This window comes from Aeromonas bivalvium, from assembly GCF_046078285.1.
In the GTDB taxonomy this organism is placed as follows: Bacteria; Pseudomonadota; Gammaproteobacteria; order Enterobacterales; family Aeromonadaceae; genus Aeromonas; species Aeromonas bivalvium.
On record NZ_JBGXBV010000002.1, the window covers coordinates 473,925 to 495,266 of the forward strand.

Sequence of the window (21,342 nt, forward strand, 5' to 3'; positions counted from 1 at the left end):
TTATGAGTCGGCTCATGGTGTTACGAGGCTGATCAGAGATCCGCAAATTCCGGGATATGGGCTCTGCCCCGGCTTTCGAGAAACGCGAGCAGGGCGCGGGGGGAGCGGGCCAGGATCCGCTCTTCGGGGAAGCCGGCTGCTGTGACCAGTCGATGGCAGTGTTCGAAGTCGCCGACGCTGAAGGCGACATGGGAGTCGGATCCGAAGACCAGATAGGCGCCACGGTCTCGCGCCGCCTCGACGATGGCGCGGCAGTTCTCTTCACTGCCTGCCCGGGAGTGGCTGAACGAGGAGTTGTTGACCTCAAGGGCGACCCTGTACTGCGCGGCGGCATGCACCACGGCGTCGATGTCGATGGGGAAGGCGGGGTTGCCCGGGTGGCTTATCATGTCGACCCGGCCGCTCTTGATGGCGTTGATCATCGCCTGGGTATGGGTTGCCCTGTCACAGGGCGGGAACACGGGCTCGTGGAAGCCGGCCATGATCATGTCGAGGCGGGATTCGTAGCGTTCGGGAAAGTCTATCTCCCCGTCCAGATTCTTGATGTTGGCCTCTATGCCGCGCAGTATGCCCACGCCGTCCACGACCCTGGGCAAGACGTGCAGATTGACGAAATGCCAGAAATGCGGAGCATCGGCCATGTCCGGGCCATGGTCCGTGGTGGCAAACAGCTTGATCCCCTTGGCCCTGGCGATGGGGATGTAGTCATGGATGGTGCTGTAGGCATGGGTGCTGGCGACCGTGTGGGTATGGGTGTCGACGGTGTACTTCATGGCGTTTCCCCTGGGTGAGCAGAGCCCGATGAGTGAAGCGCCAGCATAGCAAAAAGGGGGGGAGGGGGTCACGCAGAGGGGTTGTCATACTCTGTCACAAATGCCTGCAACTCTGACAAAGTTTATCCGGGGAGCTTGGGTAAGATGTGCTCATCGATGTGCAGCCTGAACTTCCATCGATGGGTTGGGTCAGGATGACGCAACCTTCTTTCCCCACCGTCGCTCTGCGGCGGTTTTTTTTACCCTCTGTTTTTCAAGCCGAAACCGGCATCCAGCAGGTCGATGAGACAGGCGTTGCGCCATAAAAAAATGCCCAATCAGCACTGGGCTGGTTGGGCGAGACTTAATGTTTAATTGCAGTGGCATAGATATAGAGTCCGTTCTTTGGTCAAAGTTCCCGGTTTTTTAATAAAACATTTCCCTAACCTGGATTCACATTCTCTTGACACCTCAGACTATGAAACGTACTTTTTAAACATTCGTTTAAGTGAGGTGCACAGTGAGCAAGATTGATACCAAGAACCGTATTCTCGATGCTGCCGAGGTGTTGTTTGCCGAGCGGGGGTTCGCTGATACCTCTTTGCGTCTGATCACCAGCGAGGCCGATGTGAACCTGGCGTCGGTGAACTATCACTTCGGCTCCAAGAAGGAGCTGATCCAGGCGGTGCTGGACCGCTATCTCTCCCTGTTCATGCCTGAGCTGGACACCAGGCTGGCCGCCCTGATGGCGCGAGACGAGCTGACCCTGCTCCAGGTATTCGAGAGTTTTGTCGACCCCCTGATGAAGCTGGCCGCCGTGCGTACCAATGGTCCGGCCCTCTTCATGCAGCTGCTGGGACGTGGTTACATCGACAGCCAGGGCCACCTGCGTCGTTTCATCACCAGCCATTATGGTGCGACCCTGCAGCGGATCACCCAGGCCATCTCCCAGGCCAATCCGGCATTGACGCCGGCGGATCTCTTCTGGCGCCTGCACTTCACCCTGGGCACAGTCGTGTTCACCATGGCCTCTGCCGATGCGCTGCGGGATATCGCCCAGGCCGATTTTGGTCAGCATCTGGATGTGGAAGGGCTGGTGCGCAACGTTATTCCTTATCTGGCGGCCGGGGTAGGCGCGCCGACGGAATCGACCAGGTTGTCCCTGGCCGTTTAATCAAAACAACAAGTTAACGGAACTGTGAAATAGAGGGAACTGAACCATGATCACATTGCTTGTCCTGCTGGTGGTGACCGTCGCCGTCGTGCTCGGCGTCCCGGCTATCCGCAAGAAGTGGGTAACCCGTCCGGTGTTTGCCATCTTCAAGAGAATACTGCCCCCCCTGTCGGCGACCGAACGGGAGGCCATGGAGGCGGGATCCGTCTGGTGGGATGGCGAGCTGTTTCGTGGCAATCCCGACTGGCAGAAACTCCATGGCTACGGCAAGGCGACCCTGAGCGCCGATGAGCAGAGCTTCATCGACAATCAGGTCGAGACCCTGCTCGCCATGATCGACGACTTCAAGATAGTCAACGAGACCAAGGATCTGCCCGAGCAGGTCTGGGACTATCTGAAGAAGGAAGGTTTCTTCGCGCTCATCATTCCGAAATCCTACGGTGGCCGCGAGTTCTCGGCGATAGCCAACTCCACCATAGTGACTCGCATCGCCACCAAGAGTCTGAGCGTGGCGGTCACCGTCATGGTGCCGAACTCGCTTGGCCCGGGTGAGCTGCTGATGCACTACGGCACCCAGGCCCAGAAGGATTTCTGGCTGCCGGGCCTGGCCAATGGCAAGGAGGTGCCCTGCTTCGCCCTGACCGGTCCGGAAGCGGGCTCAGATGCGGGCGCCATCCCGGACAAGGGGATCGTCTGCAAGGGTCAGTACAAGGGGGAGGAGGTGCTCGGCATCCGCCTGAACTGGAACAAGCGCTACATCACTCTGGCCCCTCGTGCCACAGTGCTGGGCCTGGCCTTCAAGCTGCATGATCCCGAGCACCTGCTGGGGGACAAGGAGGAGCTCGGCATCACCTGCGCCCTGATCCCCACCAGCCACCCCGGGGTGCGGGTCGGCGATCGCCACTACCCCATGGGACTTGCTTTCCTCAATGGCCCGACCTTTGGCAAGGATGTGTTCATCCCCCTCGACTGGATCATCGGTGGCCCGGATTACGCCGGTCGCGGCTGGCGCATGCTGGTGGAGTGCCTCTCCGCCGGGCGCGGCATCTCCCTGCCGGCCCTGGGCACTGCCTGTGGTCACATGGCGAGCCGCACCGTCAGTGCCTACGCCTATGTGCGCAAGCAGTTCGGCATGTCCATCGGCAAGTTCGAAGGGGTGCAGGAGGCCATGGCGCGCATCGGCGGCCTGACCTATCAGCTGGAAGGGGCGCGTCGCATGACCGCAGGTTCCCTGGACTTGGGTCAGGCACCGGCCATCGTCACCGCGATTTCCAAGTACCACATGACTGAAATGGCGCGCCAGATCATGGATGACTCCATGGACATCCACGCCGGTCGCGCCATCCAGCTCGGTCCCAAGAACTACACGGGCTACGCCTACATGGGGATCCCGGTCGCCATCACGGTGGAGGGGGCCAACATCCTGACCCGCAACCTGATGATCTTCGGCCAGGGGGCGACCCGCTGTCACCCTTATGTGTTCGCCGAGCTGGAAGCGGCGGCCGATCCGGATGCCGAACGTGGCCTCGAGAAGTTTGACGGCCTGCTGATGAAGCACCTGGCGTTTGGCACAGGCAACTTCTTCGGTGCCCTGTTCCAGGGACTGACCCTGGGTCAGTTCAACGGCGCCCCTGTGGCTGGCGAGACCGCCCGCTACTACAAGCAGCTGTCCCGCATGAGCAAGGGACTGGCCCTGTGCGCCGACGTTTCCATGCTGATGCTGGGTGGCGATCTCAAGCGCAAGGAGATGATTTCTGCCCGCCTTGGCGACGTGCTGAGCCATCTCTACCTGGCTTCCTCGACCCTCAAGCACTATGAGGATCAGGGACGCATGGTCTCCGACCTGCCCTTCGTCCAGTATGCCCTGGAGCGTAACCTGCACCTGATCGGCAAGGCGTTCGACGGCTTCTTCCAGAACTTCCCGAACAAGGTCGCTGGTGCCCTGCTCAAGCGGGTGGTCTTCCCGTTCGGCATTCACTACCAGATGCCGGCCGATGATCGCTGCCACGCCATCTGCCAGGCCATGATGACGCCGGGCGAGTTCCGTGACCGCCTCACCGCCCTGTGCTACGTGGGCCAGGATGAGCAGGATGCCATCGGCCAGATGGAGAGGGCCTTCCTCGCCATGGTCTCGGTGCAGCCCCTGGAGAAGAAGCTTGCCCAGGCCCAGAAAGAGGGGCGCCTGCCCCGCAAGCTGGCCCTGCCGGAGCTGGTGAGCCAGGCCCTGGCGATCTCCCTCCTGACCCAGGAAGAGGCCGACAAGCTGCTCGCCGCCGATGCCCTGCGCAGCGAGGCTATCCAGGTGGACAACTTTGCCCCCGGTGAACTGGAGGCCATGGGCCACCCGGCCCGGGTGGACGACGCCGCCTGAACCCGGCATGCCTGCTGTTGAAAACCGGCCGTGATGGCCGGTTTTTTGTTTGTATTTCGTGCATTTACAAGGGATGGAATTTCCAGTTTAATGATTTGTCCCCTCACCCTTGGGGCAGGAAGCAGGCTCGCGGAAGGAGCCGATAACAACAACATCAGGAAGATGAAATGAACCTCGCCAAGACGGCGATCGAACGCCCCATCTGGGTGGCGGTCTCGGTCGTGCTCATCTTTTTTGCAGGCCTGCTCAGCATGCGCAGCCTGCCGGTACAGCTGTTCCCGGACATAGAGCGTCCCCATCTCAACATCTTCGTCTCCTGGCGATCCGCCTCGCCGCAAGAGATGGAGTCCGAGATAACGGATCCCATCGAGCAGGAGTTGCAGGGGGTGCAGGGGCTCAAGAGTCTCACCAGCAACAGCTACCCCGGCTTCGTCGAGATGGACCTGGAATTTGCCATCGGCACCGACATGCAGCGGGTCCAGCTGGAGATCATCTCGCGGCTGAACCGGGTCTCCAGTCTGCCGGACAACATAGATGGCCCCTACCTCAACAATTACAGCAGCAACGACACCCTGACCTTCTTCTTCATCCAGCAGCTGCCAGGGGCTGTGGGGAGCATAGATGAGCAGCAGCCGCTGATTGAATCCAGGGTCAAGCCGGAGCTGGAACGCATCCCCGGGGTCTCCACCGTGGAGATAGACGGCATCAACGCCCGTCAGATCCAGATCCGCTTCGACCCTTACCGCGCCGCCGAACTGGGGGTGGAGATCCCCGAGCTGGCGAGCCGGGCCGCCACCGGCTGGGATGTTTCCGCCGGCACCCTGGACATAGGGCGCTGGGAGTACAAGCTGCGCTTCGCCGGTCGCTATGACGTGGAGAGTCTCAAGGACAAGGTGGTGGACTGGCGCGATGGCCTGCCCATCTATCTGCGGGACGTGGCCGAGGTGCGGCTGACCCGGGAGAACTCCCCGGTGCTGCGGATCCAGAATGGCAACCAGGCCATCTCGGCCCAGATCTACAAGGAGAACGGCGCCAATGCCCTGGCTGCCCTGGAGGCGATCAAGGCCAGGGTGGGCGAGCTCAACCGCGAGGTGCTCGAGCCCGCCGGACTGCACATGGCGCAGTCGTTCGATGCCTCCCTCTACATCAATCGCGCCATCCACATGGTCACCGCCAACCTGGGGCTGGGGGTGCTGCTCTCCTGTGCCATCCTCTGGGTCTTCCTGCGTCGGCTCAAGGCGACCCTGATGATAGCGCTCGCCATCCCCATCAGCATCATGCTGACCCTCTGCCTGCTCAAGCTGATGGACAGAACCCTCAACGTCATCTCCCTGGCGGGGATAGCGTTCGCGGTGGGCATGGTGCTCGATGCCGCCATCGTGGTGCTGGAGAGCATCTATCGGCGCCACGAGCGGGGGGATCTCGACAAGGCGGGGGCGGCCCTGGCGGGCACCAGCCAGGTGTGGGCGGCCCTGGTCGCTTCGACTCTCACCACGGTGGCCATCTTCTTGCCGGTGCTCCTGCTCAACGACGTGGAGGGGCAGTTGTTTGCAGACCTGGCGCTCACCATCGCCTGCGCCGTCACCGTCTCCATGCTGGTGGCCGTCTCTGTGTTGCCGGCGGTGGCATCGCGCTGGATGGGGCAAGACAGACTGATTGACCCCTATGGTGATTACTGGCGCCGTGCCACGGCGCGCATCCTCCACTGGACTCGTACTCCGGGGCGGCGCTGGACCCTCATTCTCGCCATGATGAGCCTGCCTGTGCTGGCGACCTGGGCCCTGCTGCCCAAGATGAACTATCTGCCGGACGTGAAACGCGACGCCATCGACGTCTGGATGAGCTTCACCCCCGGAGTCAACCTGCAGGCCCAGCGGGAAGAGGTGATAGACACCCTGATCGCCCGGCTCGCCCCCTACATGAAGGGGGAGAAGGAGCCGGCCCTCAAGAACTACTACATCATGCGCTATCCGGGAGGGGCCCAGATTGGGGTGCGGGCCAAGGAGGAGGGGCGTATCAAGGAGCTGGAGACGCTGCTGATGCAGGATCTGTTGCAGGGCATTCCGGATACCCGTGCCTTTGGTGGCCAGGGCTCGCTGTTTGGCGGCTTTGACAGCGAGAACGGGGTCGAGTTGCTGCTTCAGGGGGGGGATCTGCCCGAGCTCTATCAAGCGGCCCGGGCGGCCATGGCGATCGTGAAGCAGGATCTGCCGGGGGCCCAGGTGCGGCCGGAGCCCTCCCTGGACTTCACCGCCCCCGAGCTGCGGCTGGTGCCCCAGGACCGGCGTCTGGCCGAGGTGGGCTGGGATCGCACCCCCATGCCGACCATCATCCAGACCCTGGGGGACGGCCTGAGGGTCGGCGAATACTTCGACGGCGACGAGCGCTTTGACATCCTGCTGATGGGGCAGACCTCGGGCAACCCGGACGATCTGCGGGCACTGCCCCTGGCCACTCCCAGGGGCGGCATAGTGCCCCTCGGCGAGCTGCTGAAGGTGGAGCATGATCTGGGGCCATCAGGCATCTTTCGCGCCGATGGGCGCCGCAGCCTGAGCCTGCAGATCACCCCGGCCGAGGGGATGAGCATGGAGCAGGTGCTCGATACCCTCAAGGAGAAGAGCTTCGCCCGCATCCGGCCCTTGCTCCCCGCCGGGGGCGAGTTGCGGGTATTTGGCAACGCCGACAGCCTGCAGCAGGCCCTCGGCAACCTGGGGGGCATCTTCCTGTTCGCCCTGGTGATCCTGCTGGTGCTGCTGTGGGGTCTGTTCGCCTCGGTCCGGGATGCCCTGCTGGTGTTGCTGACCCTGCCCCTCGCCACCGTGGGCGGCGTGGTGGCGCTGGTTCTGAGCGGGCGGGTGGCGCCCCTGCCCATGGATCTGCTGACCATCATCGGCTTCGTCATCCTGCTGGGGCTGGTGGTCAACAATGCCATCTTGCTGGTGCATCAGACCCGCTCGGCCGAGCGGGAGGGGATGACGCGCTCGGCGGCGGTGGCGGATGCGCTGCAAAGCCGGATGCGTCCCATCGCCATGACCAGCCTGACCAGCATCTTCGGCATGCTGCCCCTGATGCTGAGCCCGAGTGCGGGCAGTGAAATCTACCGGGGACTGGCCACCGTCATCGTCGGCGGCATGAGCTGCAGCACCCTGTTTACCCTCATATTGCTGCCCGCCTTCCTGCGTCTGGGGGAGCGGGAGCCGGCACCGGTGGCGCTGCGCCAGCGCGCCTGATGAACGAACGCATCCATGGAAAGGAGAGAGATGTGAACAAGATGATTGCGGGGCTCGCCCTGATGGCGAGCCTGCCGCTCTGGGCCAAGTCGGTCACCCTGGCCGATGTCACCCGGGGCGATGCCGGAGCCAGCCTCTGGATCAGTGGCACTGTCGCCAGTCGCCAGCAGGCGGAGCTGAGCGCCGAGCAGAGCGGGCGGGTGGCGTGGATTGCCGACTTTGGCAGTCGGGTCGAGGCGGGTCAGGTGTTGCTGCGCCTCGACAGCACTGCCCTGCACCTCTCCCTGGAGCAGGCCCGGGCCGAGCAGGCCAGGTGGGCCAGCAGCCTGCGCTTTGCCAGGGCGGAGTTCGAGCGCCAGGACAAGCTGCGCAGGCAGCACAATGCCTCCCTCAGCCAGTTCGACAAGGCCAGGCTGGAGATGGAACAGGCGGAGCTGGCGCTGCAGCTGGCGGAGATAGCGGCGCGCCAGATAGAGGATCAGATCCGCCGCAGCCAGATCCATGCCCCCTTCGCCGGGGTGGTGAATCATCACTTCATCCAGCCGGGGGAACATGTGGATGCGGGGGAGAAGGCGCTGGCGCTGGTCAACCCGGATGCGCCGGACATCCGCTTGCAGGCCCCCATCGACTGGGCCCTGCGCCTGGCTCCCGACACCCTGCTCAAGGTCGAGGGGGCCGGTTTGCAAGGGGAGGCGAGCTATTACCAGCGGGCGGCGAGTGCCGACCCCGTCTCCCGCCTCATCGAGCTGAGACTCAAGCCGAGGAAGGGCAGTTACATCATAGGGGCGCCGGTGCGGGTTGCCCTGCCCCTGGGGGAACGGCAGGCCATGCTGCTGCCCAGGGATGCCCTGGTGCTCAACACAGAGGGGAGCGTGGTATTTCGGGTCAAGGGAGAGGGGGATGCCCTGACGGTGAGCCGGGTGCCGGTCACCATCCTGTTCGGTGATGAGCGTCAGGTCGCCATCAGCGGCGCCCTGACCCCGGGTGACAGGGTGGTGGTGCGCGGCGCCGGGGCCCTGAGCGATGGTGACAAGGTGGAACTCTATCGCGGTAGCTGAGGCGGCGTATTTCCCATGGAAAAACGGCTCCCGAGGGAGCCGTTTTTGTTGCCGGTGGCGGGGATCACTCGACCATCATCACCTTGCAGGTGTTGGTGCTGCCGACGGTCTCCATCTTGTCGCCGTGGGTGAGCAACACCATGTCGCCGCTCTGGAGCAGTCCCTTGGCCTTGAGCACGTCCAGGGCCTCGCGGCACACCTCGTAGACGGGACGGCTTTCGTCGGCATCGAACAGCACAGGGGTGACGCCGCGGTAGAGGTTGGTCCAGGAGAGGGTCTTGGCATGGGGGGACATGGCGAAGATAGGCAGGCCCGAGCTGATGCGGGACATCAGCAGCGGCGTGGTGCCAGACTCGGTCAGCGCCACGATGGCCTGTACCCCCTCCAGGTGGTTGGCCGCATACATGGTGGACATGGCCACCGCCTCTTCCACCGAGGTGAAGGTGTAGTTCATGCGGTGGTTGGAGACGTTCAGGCTCGGGTGCTTCTCGGCACCGACGCAGACGCTGGCCATGGAGGTGACCGTCTCGATGGGGAACTGGCCGGCGGCCGTCTCGGCGGAGAGCATGACCGCATCGGTGCCGTCCAACACGGCGTTGGCCACGTCCATCACCTCGGCGCGGGTCGGCAGCGGGGCGTTGATCATGGACTCCATCATCTGGGTCGCGGTGATCACCACCCGGTTCAGGCGACGGGAGTGGCGAATGAGCTTCTTCTGCACGCCGACCAGCTCGGGGTCGCCGATCTCCACACCCAGGTCACCACGGGCCACCATGACGGCGTCTGAGCCGAGGATGATGTCTTCCATCGCCTCATCGGTGGCGACGGTCTCGGCGCGCTCCACCTTGGCCACTATCTTGGCGTTGGAGCCGGCTTCGCGGGCCAGCTCGCGGGCGTAGCGCAGATCATCGCCGCAACGGGGGAAGGAGACGGCCAGGTAGTCCACGTTCATGCGGGCGGCGGTCTTGATGTCTTCCTTGTCCTTCTCGGTCAGGGCAGGCGCGGAGAGGCCACCCCCCTTCTTGTTGATGCCCTTGTTGTTGGAGAGGGGGCCGGCCACGGTGACAGTGGTGTGAATGCGGCTGCCTTCGACTCGCTCCACTTTCAGCTGCACCCGACCGTCGTCCAGCAGCAGTATGTCGCCCGCCACCACGTCATCGGGCAGGCTCTTGTAGTCGATGCCGACCTGCTCCTGGCAACCTTCCCCCTTGCCGAGGGCGGCATCCAGGATGAAGCTGTCGCCGATGGCGAGATAGATCTTGCCATCCTTGAAGGTGGAAACCCGGATCTTGGGGCCCTGCAGATCCCCCATGATGGCCACATGGCGGCCCAGCTTGGCGGCGATGGCGCGCACCTGTTCGGCCCGCTGGATGTGATCTTCTGCACTGCCGTGAGAGAAATTCATTCGCACCATGTCGGCCCCGGCGCGGATGATCCCCTCGAGGATGCCTTCGCGGTCGGTGGCAGGACCGAGTGTGGTCACAATCTTTGTACGTCTTGGCATGAAAGACTCCAGTTTGAAGTTGATATGACTTGAAATACTGTCCCGGCGGGCAGAGGCCCAAACGCCATCGGAGGGGATTGTTGCTAAACGACAATACTACACAATGGCGGCAGGTACACCTAACGGGGGCCCGGGGCCCCCACAGACTCAGGAGGAGTGGGGAGTATCAAAGCGGGATTCGCGCAAACCTTCCTTGACCTTCTTCAGGTTTTCCCGAAATTTCATGCCGCGGCGCAGGGTGAAACCGGTCGCCAGCACGTCCACCAGGGCGAGCTGGGCGATGCGCGAGGCCATGGGCATGTAGACGTCGGTGTCTTCCGGCACGTCCATGGAGAGCACCAGGTTGCACTCCCGGGCCAGGGGGGAGTCCTTGGAGGTCATGCCGATCACGGTGGCATCGTTCTCCCGGGCCAGGGCGGCTATCTCCACCAGGGCCTTGGTGCGACCCGTGTGGGAGATGAGCACCACCACGTCCCCTTCGCTGCTGTTGATGCAGCTCATGCGCATCATGACGATGTCATCGAAGCTCACCACGGGAATGTTGAAGCGGAAGAACTTGTTCTGGGCATCCCTGGCGACGGCGGAGGAAGCGCCCAGGCCAAAGAAGCTGATCTTCTTGGACTGGGTCAGGATGTCGACGCAGCGATTGATGGCGGAGATGTCCAGGCTGTTCTTGGCGGCATCGAGGCAGGCCATGGTGGACTCGAAGATCTTGGCGGTGTAGATCTCGGGGCCATCTTCCGCCTCGACGTGGCGGTTCACATAGGGGGTGCCGTTGGCCAGGCTCTGGGCCAGGTGCAGTTTGAAATCCGGGAAACCCTTGGTGTCGAGGCGGCGGCAGAAACGGTTGACGGTCGGCTCGCTGACATCGGCCAGTTTGGCGAGGGCGGCGATGCTGGAGTGGATGGCCGTCTGGGGAGAGGCGAGGATCACCTCGGCGACTTTGCGCTCCGATTTACTGAAACTTTCCAAATTGTTCGTAATCTTATCGAGGGTATTCATCATTACCACCAGGATTTCTTGTAATTTAGCTTCAGTGTCTTGGCACTAAATAGCAGGCTGAGCGGGTTAAAAACAAGGATGATGACTATACAAGACAAGCGTTTATCGGGACTAATCTCGGCCATGTAAAGTATGACTCACGTCTAATTATTTCGTTATTTTAGTTACAAATTTCCACTCCCTTCGTGAAAGCGCTTACAAATGTTGCAAAGCAACAACACTGTGAGCCCGCGCACGTTTGTCACCACCGGCCACCCCTGTGGCGCGGCGCCTCGGGTAGAATCTGTGCCAAACAATAAGCTCGGGACGCAGCGTCGCCCCGACCCGTAACGAAGGAGTGTTTATGCAGCATACCCATGCCCTGGTTGGCGACGTCGGCGGTACCAATGCCAGGCTGGCCCTGTGCGAGCTGGCCACAGGCGCCATCTCCCGGGCCAAGACCTATTCCGGGCTGGAGCATCCCGGTCTGGAGGCCGTGATCCGTCTCTATCTGGCGGAGCAGCAGGCGCAGGTGAGCGAGGCCTGCATCGCCATCGCCTGCCCGGTCAACGGCGACTGGGTCGCCATGACCAACCACAGCTGGGAGTTCTCCATCCGTGAGATGCAGGCCAGCCTGGGCCTGGCCCGTCTGCTGGTGATCAACGATTTCACCGCCGTCTCCATGGCGGTGCCCGTGTTGTCGGATGCCGACAAGATCCAGCTGGGGGGCGAGGCTCCCCAGGCGGACAAGCCGGTGGCCATCTATGGCGCAGGGACCGGCCTTGGGGTCGCCCACCTGGTCAAGGCGGGGGCGCAGTGGCTGAGCCTGCCCGGTGAAGGGGGCCATGTGGATTTTGCCGCCAACACGGAGGAAGAGGATGCGGTGCTGCAGGTGATGCGCGGGGAGCTGGGCCATGTCTCGGCGGAGCGTTTTCTCTCCGGCCCCGGGCTGGTCAATCTCTATCGCGGCCTGGTCAAGTCCGACGGCCGTGAGCCGGCGGCGCTGGTCCCCCGGGAGATCACCGAGCGGGCCCTGGCGGGGGAGTGCCTCGATTGCCGCCGCACCCTGAGTCTGTTCTGCGTGTTGATGGGGCGCTTTGCCGGCAACCTGGCCCTCAACCTGGGTACCTTCGGCGGCGTCTATATCGCCGGCGGCATAGTGCCGCGCTTCCAGGAGTTCTTCATCGGCTCGGGCTTTAGGGTCGCCTTCGAGGACAAGGGGCGCTTCAAGCCTTATCTCAAAGACATTCCGGTATTCCTCATCACCCATGAAGGGCCTGGCCTGCTGGGGGCGGGGGCCTACCTGCGCCAGAGCATGGGAATGGCACTCTGATTCAGCCACGATTAAGGGGATGGGGGCTATAGTGGTCCCACGCATTCAAGACCCGTGAGGTCCGCAGGACGCGGAGCAGCGAGTCATCCGCTGAGTGTGTTTGTCACCTGACAAAGCCTGAACTGTATTTGCCGGCCCCCTGGGCCGGTTTTTTTATGCCCTATGGTCGAAGGGGTGAGTGCTCAGAAGCCGCTCTCGCGCAGCAAGACAGAGGCGAGCTGGGTGGCCGCCTCGCCGAGCAGGCTGCGTTTACTCCCCTCCAGCACCACCTTGCCTCTGGTCTCCCGCAGGGCCGGCGGCATCTGATGGAGCTGGATGCGCACCAGGAACAGGGTATGGCTGGGGATCAGCTCCTGCCCCTGCCCGCTGGTGGCGATGGGGCCGCCGAAGCGGGAGCCGAGCATGGGGTACTTGAGCTTGCCGACCCGGGTACTGCCGATGTCGATCAGGGTGCCGGACAGGGGAGAGGGCACCCCATCCGGGTAGAAGCGCGCCGGGCTGCCCGGCCGCAGCCGGGCGACATCGTCGGCCGCCACATAGGCATCGACCTGCCACTGGCTCGGGTCGATCAAGATGCCGACAGGCTGCTGGCTGTTGAGCCATTGGCCCGGCCGCTGCTCGGGATCCACATCCAGCCAGAGACCGTCGAAGGGGGCCAGCATCCGCAGGCGCTCCATCTCCGCCCGGGTGGCGCTGGCCTCCCGGTATTGCACCCGCAGCCGCTCCCGGGTGGCTATCTGTTCATCGAGCCCGAAGGGGTCGTCCACCATGCCCCCCAGACGAGCGCCATAGCTCTGTATGCTCTGCTCGTTGCTGCGCACCTTCCAGGCCAGGTCCGGATCCGTGAGTTGCAGCAGGGGCTCTCCCGCCTTGACCGGGCCTGGGGCCCGCAGGCTGGCCAGCCGGGCGGGGAAGGGGGTGAAGACCGGCAGCTGGCGTTCGGCGCGGGCCACGCCCTCGCCCTCTATCTCGCTGTGCCAGGGCAGGGCCAGCAGGGTGAGCAAGGCGAGCAGGGAGAGGCCGAGCCAGAGCCGACGGGGCCGGGGGACGGCGGCTCTCTCCCGCCACCAGTGTGTGAGCTCCCGCCAGACGGGCAGGAGGATGAACCAGCAGATCTCGACGCAGAACAAGAGGATCCCCAGCAGCTTGAAGAAGAGGTAATAGACGGCGACGGCGATGCCGAGAAACAGCACCAGCCGGTAGATCCAGGTCAGGATGGCGAAGGCGACCAGCAGGCGGCGCTGGCGCACGGGAAAGGGCTCGGGCCAGGGCTCCATCAGGCCGAGCAGGGTGCGGCGCAGTGCGACCCGGGCCAGGGCCGAGGCCCGCTCGTGCAGGTTCGGGAAGTTGAGCAGATCCGAGAGGATGAAGTAGCCATCGAAACGCATGAAGGGACTGGCGTTGAGGGCCAGGGAGAGGATCCAGCTGGTGGTGGCGAGATAGAGCAGGCCGTTGCGCAGGGCGCCGTCGGCGCTCAGGGCCCAGCCCAGGGTGGCGAGCCCGGCCAGGGCCAGCTCGGTCAGTATGCCGGCGCTGGCGATGGCGAGCCGCTGGCGGGAGTGGGCCAGTTTTCAGCTCTCGCTGGTGTCTGTGTAGAGCATGGGCCAGAGCACCACGAAGGCGATGCCCATGTGGGCGACCCTCACCCCCAGCCGGGTGGCCACCAGGGCATGGCCCAGCTCGTGCAGCGTCTTGGCGAGCAGCAGGGCGAGGGCGAAGCTGAGTAGACCATCGAGGGAGAAGGATTCGACCACCCCATGGCGGAAACTGTCCCACTGCTGCACCACAAGGGCGATGCCGAGCAGGCTGGCTCCCAGCAGCAGCCAGGCGGTGAGGGGATGAAACAGCCAGCCGAGCCGGGCGGCCAGGGCCTGCAGTCTGGCCTGGGGCCGCAGCAGGGGCACCCGGAAGAAGAGGTAGTGATGGAGCCACCAGCGACCGGTGAGCCAGGCCTTGCCCTCGCTGGCCTGGCGCAGCCGCTCCACCGCCTGGGGGCTGGGACGCAGCAGCTGGTGGCGTTCGAGGAACTGGCAGAACCCCAGGATCTGATCCAGCTCGGGGTGCAGGGCCGTCTCGGCTGCGATGGCTTGCTGCAACCGGCGCGGGGTCTGGCCGGCCCAGCGCACCAGGCACTCGAACTCGAACCAGCCGATGCGATAGAAGCGATTGACCACCTTGTCCTGGATCAGCCAGGCCGGCTCCCCGTCCGGGGTGCGGCCGGTGGGGCAGAGCTGCAGATCGTCGCGCAGGGGCGGCAGGGGCAGGTCGGCGGGATCCAGCATCAGAGCCCGCTCCAGGCGCGCAGGGCCGCCAGGGGACGGCGCAGCAGATAGTAACCAAGCAGCACCCGCTCCCCATGGAGCTTGGCGGTGCCATGGAGGCCGAGCCGGGCGTGGTCCGGCGCCGACTCTATGGTGGCGAGCAGGCGATAGGCGACCCCCCCTTCGGCGTTGGGCTGGGCCTGGTAACTGGTCTCCAGTATCTTGCCCCGCAGGGGTTGCAGGGGATAGGCGGTGAGAAACAGGGTCACCTCGGCGCCGGGCTCCAGGGCGATGGCATCGGCCACCGGCAGCTGGATGCGCATGGCGGGCTGGGCGGGATCCGCCAGCTGCATGATGCGCTCCCCGGTCACCACCGGCTTGCCGAGCCAGTCGTTGGCATCGCTGAACACGGCCACCCCGGCGGCGGGGGCCAGCACCTGACTGCGGCCCAGCTGCAACTGGACGCCGCTGAGCTCGGCCCGCTTCTGCTGGGCACGGCCACTGAGCAGGGTCAGCTCGCGCCGGCTCTGGGGATTGTCGAAGGCACGCTGGCTGGCGGCGAGCAGCTCGGCATCGGCCACCGCCACCTCCTGGGTCAGCACCTCGGCGCGGTTGCGCAGCGTGGTCTCATCGAGACGAAACAGGGGGGTACCGGCGCTGACCGTCTGGTTCGGGCGCACCTGCACCTCGGCGATGACCCCGGCCAGCGGGCTGCTGATCACCCGGCTCTCCCTGGAGACTATCTCGGCCGGTGCCAGGGCGCTCTGGCGGATGGGAATGAGCAGCATGAGCCCGGCCATCAGGGCCAGCGTCAGCCACTGGCGTCGGCTCGGGCGCCAGCGCAGCAGGCGGGGCTGCCGGGTCAGGCTCTGCCAGCAGTAGGCCCAGGTCTGCCAGACCCCGGGCATCAGGGCCAGCAGGGCTGCGGGCGGTTCACGCTCCAGCAGCAGGCAGACCAGGCCGAGCCTGGGCCCCTCCTGGGGCTCAATGGGGATGCACAAGACACCGTCCGGCCACCATTCGCCCCAGCCCTCGGCCAGGGCGTCAGGCAGGGTCAGGGCCTCTCTGGCCAGCCAGCGCGGCTCCTGGCCCTCCACCTGCTCATGGAGCCAGCGGCTGGCCTGCTCCAGCCAGATGAGGTAGGGGGAGTCCTCGCTCGGCCGGGCCAGACCCGAGACACAGAGCAGCTCCTGGGCCGGATCATGATTGGCGAACACCAGCGCCTGATGAAAGGGGATCAGCTGATAGAGATCGTTGGCCAGGGAGAAGGCGAGGGCATTGAGGCTCTTGGCCGCCATGGCCCTGTCCCGCAGGGCGGCCAGGGCCAGCAGCAGCTGGGGGGAGGGGAGGCGCTCGGTCATGGGATCAGGCGGGCGACGCCACTCATGCCGGCGACCAGCTCAGGGTAGGCGTCATCGAGTCTGGCCTCCAGCTCCACCGTCTGGGCCACGGCATCGACCCTGGCATTGATGCGGCTCACCGTGGCCGGATACTGCTTGGCGGTCTCCAGCACGCCTATCTCGAGGGCTTGCCCCTCCTTGAGGCCCGGCAGCAGCCGGGAGGGGACATTGAGCCTTACCTTGAGGGGGCCGTCGCTGACCAGATCGAACAGGGGTGTGCCGGCGGTCATGGTCTGATAGGGCTTGGCCTGCACCTGGGCGATGCGGCCATCGAAGGGGGCCTTGACGTCGCAATAGCTGCTGCGGGTACGGGCCAGGGCATCGGCGCCTTCGGCCCGCTGTACCCCGGTGGCGGCGATGGCGACCTCCAGATCCCCCACCGCATCGAGCTTGCGCAGGCTCTTCTTCGCGCTCAGATCCTGGCGCGCCATCTGCAATTCGGCGCGGGCGACCCTGGCCTGGGCCTCCCCTTCCCGGCAGTCGAAACGGGCCAGCAGGGCCCCTTTCCTGACCCGCTGGCCGAGACGGCCCTTGAGCTCGCCCAGGGTGCCGTTCATCTGGCTGGAGAGGGTGGTCTCGAGCTCGGCGGCGAGCAGGATGCGGATGGCATTGGGGTCATCCTGGGCGGCACTTGGCATCGGCGGGGCCGAGAGCGGGCTCTCGGCCTGTGCGGTGAGGGGCAGCATGAACGCCAACCACAGCCAGGGCCCGAACGGGCGCCCGGGCTTAGCGTACAAGGGCATAGGGGACTCCTCTGTGGGTACCCATCAGTTGCTGGGCTTCCTGGCGCTGCATGGTCACCTTGATGGCGTGGGCCAGGGTCTTGATGTCGTTCTGGGCAATTTCGTCGGGCTGCACATCCAGGCCGATGGAGTTGTAGAGCCGTCCCCAGGCCGCCTGGGCCTGGGAGTAGGCCGCCTCACGCTGGTAGCGCGACAGCAGGTAGCGCCCCTCGGCCCGGATCACCTCGAGCTCGGAGCCCTGGCGGCTGCTGCTGGCGGCCTGGGCGTAGCTGAGCAGGCTCTCGTCGACCCGCAGGCTCTCGTCGGCAAACGCCACCTCCTGGGAGGCGAGGTTGTAGCGCAGCACCCCGACCCTGACCTGGGTCAGCACCGCCATGGAGAGGGCAACCCGGCGGGCATCATCGGTGGCTTCCTGGGACTCTTCCATGCCCCAGATGGCGGGCAGTTGCAAAAACTTGAGCAGGTTGAGGGAGACCTGCAACCCCGCCTCGGACCAGTGGTTGTTGTAGAGATACTTGTTGGAGTCGTAGTTGTAGCCCCAGTTCAGCCCCACGTTGGGCCAGAGCTCGGCCTTGGCGATCCTGATGTCCTGCTGGTTGGCGCGCTTGCGATACCACTCCTCCATGATCTCGGGGCGGTTCTCCAGCGCCATCTGCTCCAGGTTGTCGATACGCTGGGTCAGCACCGGCAGGCCGGGCTCGGGCTCGTCGGCCAGCACCATCTCGCTGCCCGGGGGCAGGGACATGAGGGCGGCGAGCTCGGCGCGGGCGAACTCCAGATCCTGGCGGCGCTGGTTGAGCAGGGAGACGGAGTCGAGCAGGGCCCGCTGATAGGCCAGGGCCTCCTGGCGCGGCATCAGCCCCTGAGTCTCGGCCTGGCGGGCGGAATCGAGCGCCAGCTGGGTACGGGTCAGCAGCTTGTCGACCTGGGGCAGCAAGCGCTGGGCACCGAGGGCGCGCCAGTAGGCGCTGCGCACATCCTGCAACACGTTCTGGGAGACCTTGCGACGGCGCTCCTCGGCCATCATCACCTGATCCCCCTTCTGCTGGCTGCGGTAGTAGGCAACGCCAAAGTCGAGCAGGCTCCAGCTCAGACCCAGTCCGCTCAGGTCGCGGTAGCGCTCCTGGGAGGTGGAGGCCCGCAGACTCTCTTCCCTGTCCTCGATGCCGATGGAGGTGCCGCCGGAGTCGTTGCTGCGGCTGGCGTAGCCGGCCGACGCCACCACCCTGGGCAGCATCTCGTAGCTGGAGAGATCGTGCAGATCCGAGGCCAGGGCCCCCTCCATCAGCTTGAGGCGGTAGTCGAGGTTGTACTTGAGGGCACGGGCCGCCGCCTCGTAGAAGGTGATGGGATGGGTCACCGGCTCCTGCTGACCATACATGAGTTTGCGGTCTTGGCGGATCCTCTCCTGCTTGTCCTGCTGGGTATAGACCTCCGGCGGCAGGGCGCTACAGGCACCCAGCAGCAGGGTGGAGGCGAGGGTGAGGGGTCGAAGTACGAGTCTTGGCATCATCTGTCCTTAGAATCAAACGCCTGATTTGGTCACAAAGGGCTGGTTGTCCCCTCTGGGAGCGGCAGGGCGCCCGGCGGCATCCTGTAGTTGTCGGGTGAAGCTGTTGGTGTTGAGTGGCCGTTCTCCCTGGGGCGAGGGCGCCTTCATGTCCTGGGGGGTCAGGGCAAACAGGGATTCGTCGCTGAGCAGGCCATCGGCGTTGAGATCGACCCGGCCATGGCGGCCGAGGAAGCTGGCCAGATCCAGCTCCTGGGCCAGGGCGCTCTCCAGCACGCTCTGACCGACGAAGGTGCCCGCAATCTGGCCCAGACCCTGGCCAATGCTCTGGCTGCGGATCTCGGGGGGCAGACCGAAGAACAGCTGGCTGCCATCGGAGCGATCGCCGCTGGCATCGAGCCCCAGGCTGACCCGTTGCACCACCGGGGTGACGAAGATGGCCGGGGTAATGTCGGGCAGGGGGGCCTGCTGTTGCCCGTCGAACTGGCGGTCGAGTTGATGGGGACCTATGACGCCAGAGTCCGGGGGCGGCACATAGGGGGCCGAGATATCCAGGTTGATGGTCAGCTGGGCCAGATCGGTGGCATCGCTGCCATCCCCCAGGGTGTAGGTAAACACATCCTGCAGCACCTGGCCCAGACCGGCGGCGGCCAGCACCTCCCTGTTGGTGAGATCTATGGTGTAGCGGTAGCTGCCATCCCCGTTGAGGGTGAGCCAGCCGTAGCGCCCGGCCAGGGGCTGGCCGAGGGTGCCCCCATTGCCGCCGCCTTGCTCGGTTCCGGTGCGCACCGCCGTGACGCGCAGGGGATCATTGGCATCCACATCGCCATCGTTGGGCAGCACATTGCCCGAGGTGTGGGGCGGCTGCACCTGATCGTTTGCCACCGCACTGTCATCCCGGGCGACGGGGTTGTCGTTGGCGCCCTGGATGACGATGGTCAGGCGCGCCTGTGAGACGGCGCCGGCCTGGTCGCGCATCCGGTAGCTGAACAGCTCGGTGAGGCTCTGGCCGGCCGTGCGCAGTGCCTCGACCTCTGGGTTGTCGTTATCGACCAGGTAGCGGTAGCTGCCATCGCCGTTGAGGATGAGCTGGCCATAGCGCCCCTGCAGGATCTGGCCCGCATCGACACTGATACCGCTGGCGCTGCTGACGGTGAGCACCGCCTTGGTCTCGCCATTGGCCTGGCTGTCCACATCTGTATCGTTGGCGAGCACATTGCCAGTGGGATCCCGCCCGGCGTCGCCATTGTGCACGCCCCCGGCCTCGATGGCGCTGGCCTGATCGTCGACGGCGATGGGGGTGTCATTGCTGCCGCGAATGGTGAGGGTCAGGGTGCTGGCGCTGCCCACCCCCCAGATGTCTGCAATCTGGTAGTCGAACACCTCGGTCAGGGTCTGGTTGGGGCCGCGCAGGGCCTGTACCTCGGCCAGGCTGTTGTCCAGCCGGTAGTGCCAGCTGCCATCGGCGTTCATCACCAGATCCCCGTAGCGACCACGGAGCACAGTGCCAAGGCTGGCACTCTGGCCATCGGCGTTCTGCACCCCCGTCACCGTCAGGGGATCGCCCTCCAGATCCGTGTCATTGCCCAGCACGTTGCCGCTGGGGTCCAGGCCGGGCTGTGCGTTATTGAGCCCGCCCGCCTCGATCACCAGGGCCTGATCCGGGTTGGCCACCGGGGCATCGTTGCGTCCCCGTATGATGATGGTGAGCTGGGCGAGATCGATGGCACCGGCCAGATCCTGGGCCTGGTAGGTGAAATGGTCGCTCAGGGTCTGCAAGGGCCCCAGGCCCAGCACGGCGGCATTGCCGGTATCGAGCGCATATTGGTAACTGCCGTCGAGCAGCAGGGTCAGGGTGCCATACTGGCCGACCAGCACCAGGGGATTGCCCTGGGTGACGGGGGCGAGGGGGCCGCCGGCCCCTTCCTCACCGGTGCGCCCGGCGGTCAGGGTCAGGCTGTCGCCGCCGTCCACATCCCCGTCATTGGTGAGCAGGTTGCCGCTGGGGTTGCTGACGTTGCCGGCACCGTTGTCGGCCACGGCGATGGCGATGTTGTTCTGGGCCACAGGGGCGTCGTTGGCCCCTTGCAGCGTGATGACGAGGCTGGCGCTGCTGGTGGCACCGGCGGCATCCGTCATGGTGTAGCTAAAGCTGTCGCTCAGGGTATCGCCGGCCAGGCGCAGGGCCTGCACGGCGGCCAGGCTGTTGTCTATCACATAGGTGTAGCTGCCATCGGCATTGAGGGTGAGCCAGCCATAGGTGCCCCTGAGCGGGCTGCCCAGGGTGCCTGCGCTGCCGCCGCCTGTGCTGACGGCGCTGACGGTCTGGCTCTCGGCGACGTTGGCCGAATCGGGGTCGGTATCGTTGGCGAGGACGTTGCCGCTGGCATCGCTGCCCGGGGTGGCGTTGTCGACGCCTCCCGCCTCGACGGCGCTGCCGGTGTCATCCACCGCCACCGGGGTGTCGTTGCGCCCCTGGATACTGATGGTCAGGGTGGCGGCGCTGGCGAGGCCGCCGAGATCGGCAATCTGGTAGTCGAATACCTCGCTGAGGGTCTCGCCCGCCAGCAGGGCTTGCACCGCCGGGTTGTCATTGTCGAGCACATAGGTGTAGCTGCCGTCGGCATTGAGGGTGAGGGTGCCATAGAGCCCGTTGAGGGCACTGCCGGGGGCGGCGCTGCTGGCACCGAAGCTGACGCCGGTGACGGTGAGGGCCTCGCCATTGCGGTCGGGGTCTGAGTCGTTGGTCAGCACGTTGCCGCTGGGGTCGCTGCCCGGGGTGCCATTGTCGAGCCCGCCCGCCTCGATGGCGATGGCACCGTCGGCGCTGGCGGTGGGGGCGTCATTGGCCCCTTGCAGCGTGATGAGGAGGCTGGCGCTGCTGCTGGCACCGGCGGTATCCGTCATGGTGTAGCTAAAGCTGTCGCTCAGGGTATCGCCGGCCAGGCGCAGGGCCTGCACGGCGGCCAGGCTGTTGTCTATCACATAGGTGTAGCTGCCATCGGCATTGAGGGTGAGCCAGCCA

The 21,342-nt window shown here is 65.0% G+C and carries 14 protein-coding genes; 5 read left to right on the forward strand and 9 right to left on the reverse strand.

Going from position 1 to position 21,342, the window contains the following annotated elements:
* Positions 1-32: 32 nt before the first annotated feature.
* Entirely contained in the window at positions 33-773 is a 741-nt protein-coding gene (locus ACEUCR_RS09365) for a phosphatase (protein ID WP_408789619.1), read from the reverse strand.
* 499 nt (positions 774-1,272) lie between these two features.
* Between ACEUCR_RS09365 and ACEUCR_RS09370 the strand changes: the two genes are divergently transcribed.
* The 4 genes from ACEUCR_RS09370 (at position 1,273) to ACEUCR_RS09385 (ending at position 8,585) form a co-directional block, all read left to right on the forward strand.
* Complete coding sequence (locus ACEUCR_RS09370; protein WP_041998876.1) at positions 1,273-1,926, forward strand: TetR/AcrR family transcriptional regulator; 654 nt, start codon at positions 1,273-1,275, stop codon at positions 1,924-1,926.
* A gap of 46 nt (positions 1,927-1,972) precedes the next feature.
* Positions 1,973-4,297 carry an acyl-CoA dehydrogenase gene (locus ACEUCR_RS09375; RefSeq protein WP_408789622.1) on the forward strand — a complete coding sequence of 775 codons (2,325 nt, stop codon included), beginning with the start codon at positions 1,973-1,975 and terminating at the stop codon, positions 4,295-4,297.
* Between the two features lie 167 nt (positions 4,298-4,464).
* Positions 4,465-7,527 (forward strand): efflux RND transporter permease subunit, encoded by a 3,063-nt coding sequence (locus ACEUCR_RS09380; RefSeq protein WP_408789625.1) that lies wholly within the window; start codon positions 4,465-4,467, stop codon positions 7,525-7,527.
* Between the two features lie 41 nt (positions 7,528-7,568).
* A complete protein-coding gene (locus ACEUCR_RS09385) occupies positions 7,569-8,585 on the forward strand; it encodes an efflux RND transporter periplasmic adaptor subunit (protein ID WP_408759798.1) in 1,017 nt (338 codons plus the stop codon).
* A gap of 64 nt (positions 8,586-8,649) precedes the next feature.
* On the opposite strand, the gene pyk is transcribed toward ACEUCR_RS09385, so the two are convergent.
* Positions 8,650-10,089, reverse strand: coding sequence for a pyruvate kinase (gene pyk / locus ACEUCR_RS09390; RefSeq protein WP_041998887.1), 1,440 nt, complete (start codon positions 10,087-10,089; stop codon positions 8,650-8,652).
* Between the two features lie 147 nt (positions 10,090-10,236).
* On the reverse strand, positions 10,237-11,091 hold the full coding sequence (locus ACEUCR_RS09395; RefSeq protein WP_167335478.1) for a MurR/RpiR family transcriptional regulator: 855 nt from the start codon (positions 11,089-11,091) through the stop codon (positions 10,237-10,239).
* 343 nt (positions 11,092-11,434) lie between these two features.
* Between ACEUCR_RS09395 and glk the strand changes: the two genes are divergently transcribed.
* A complete protein-coding gene (gene glk, locus ACEUCR_RS09400) occupies positions 11,435-12,403 on the forward strand; it encodes a glucokinase (RefSeq protein ID WP_408747519.1) in 969 nt (322 codons plus the stop codon).
* 182 nt (positions 12,404-12,585) lie between these two features.
* Here glk and ACEUCR_RS09405 read toward each other — a convergent pair whose 3' ends face one another.
* The 6 genes from ACEUCR_RS09405 to ACEUCR_RS09430 all read right to left on the reverse strand — a co-directional run.
* Positions 12,586-13,791, reverse strand: coding sequence for an efflux RND transporter periplasmic adaptor subunit (locus ACEUCR_RS09405; RefSeq protein WP_408789626.1), 1,206 nt, complete (start codon positions 13,789-13,791; stop codon positions 12,586-12,588).
* A gap of 183 nt (positions 13,792-13,974) precedes the next feature.
* Positions 13,975-14,685, reverse strand: a complete 711-nt coding sequence (locus ACEUCR_RS09410) for a hypothetical protein (protein ID WP_408789629.1) — start codon at positions 14,683-14,685, stop codon at positions 13,975-13,977.
* Positions 14,685-16,025, reverse strand: a complete 1,341-nt coding sequence (locus tag ACEUCR_RS09415) for an efflux RND transporter periplasmic adaptor subunit (RefSeq protein ID WP_408789632.1) — start codon at positions 16,023-16,025, stop codon at positions 14,685-14,687. The genes ACEUCR_RS09410 and ACEUCR_RS09415 overlap by 1 nt, the downstream gene beginning before the upstream one ends.
* Positions 16,022-16,807 carry an efflux RND transporter periplasmic adaptor subunit gene (locus ACEUCR_RS09420; protein ID WP_392444285.1) on the reverse strand — a complete coding sequence of 262 codons (786 nt, stop codon included), beginning with the start codon at positions 16,805-16,807 and terminating at the stop codon, positions 16,022-16,024. Before ACEUCR_RS09420 ends, ACEUCR_RS09415 begins: the two co-directional genes overlap by 4 nt.
* Positions 16,791-18,317: a TolC family protein gene (locus tag ACEUCR_RS09425; RefSeq protein WP_111873869.1), complete on the reverse strand. Its 1,527-nt coding sequence runs from the start codon at positions 18,315-18,317 to the stop codon at positions 16,791-16,793. Before ACEUCR_RS09425 ends, ACEUCR_RS09420 begins: the two co-directional genes overlap by 17 nt.
* A 15-nt stretch (positions 18,318-18,332) precedes the next feature.
* The coding region (locus ACEUCR_RS09430; RefSeq protein ID WP_408789635.1) for a VCBS domain-containing protein at positions 18,333-21,342 on the reverse strand (3,010 nt) is incomplete at its 5' end.

Bases quoted from the DNA above. Each gene is read 5' to 3' on its own strand.
- ACEUCR_RS09365 (WP_408789619.1), bottom strand. From the start codon at position 773: ATGAAGTACACCGTCGACACCCATACCCACACGGTCGCCAGCACCCAT.
- ACEUCR_RS09375 (WP_408789622.1), top strand. From the start codon at position 1,973: ATGATCACATTGCTTGTCCTGCTGGTGGTGACCGTCGCCGTCGTGCTC.
- ACEUCR_RS09380 (WP_408789625.1), top strand. From the start codon at position 4,465: ATGAACCTCGCCAAGACGGCGATCGAACGCCCCATCTGGGTGGCGGTC.
- ACEUCR_RS09385 (WP_408759798.1), top strand. From the start codon at position 7,569: ATGATTGCGGGGCTCGCCCTGATGGCGAGCCTGCCGCTCTGGGCCAAG.
- pyk (WP_041998887.1), bottom strand. From the start codon at position 10,089: ATGCCAAGACGTACAAAGATTGTGACCACACTCGGTCCTGCCACCGAC.
- ACEUCR_RS09395 (WP_167335478.1), bottom strand. From the start codon at position 11,091: ATGAATACCCTCGATAAGATTACGAACAATTTGGAAAGTTTCAGTAAA.
- glk (WP_408747519.1), top strand. From the start codon at position 11,435: ATGCAGCATACCCATGCCCTGGTTGGCGACGTCGGCGGTACCAATGCC.
- ACEUCR_RS09405 (WP_408789626.1), bottom strand. From the start codon at position 13,791: ATGCGTTTCGATGGCTACTTCATCCTCTCGGATCTGCTCAACTTCCCG.
- ACEUCR_RS09410 (WP_408789629.1), bottom strand. From the start codon at position 14,685: ATGCTGGATCCCGCCGACCTGCCCCTGCCGCCCCTGCGCGACGATCTG.
- ACEUCR_RS09415 (WP_408789632.1), bottom strand. From the start codon at position 16,025: ATGACCGAGCGCCTCCCCTCCCCCCAGCTGCTGCTGGCCCTGGCCGCC.
- ACEUCR_RS09420 (WP_392444285.1), bottom strand. From the start codon at position 16,807: ATGCCCTTGTACGCTAAGCCCGGGCGCCCGTTCGGGCCCTGGCTGTGG.
- ACEUCR_RS09425 (WP_111873869.1), bottom strand. From the start codon at position 18,317: ATGCCAAGACTCGTACTTCGACCCCTCACCCTCGCCTCCACCCTGCTG.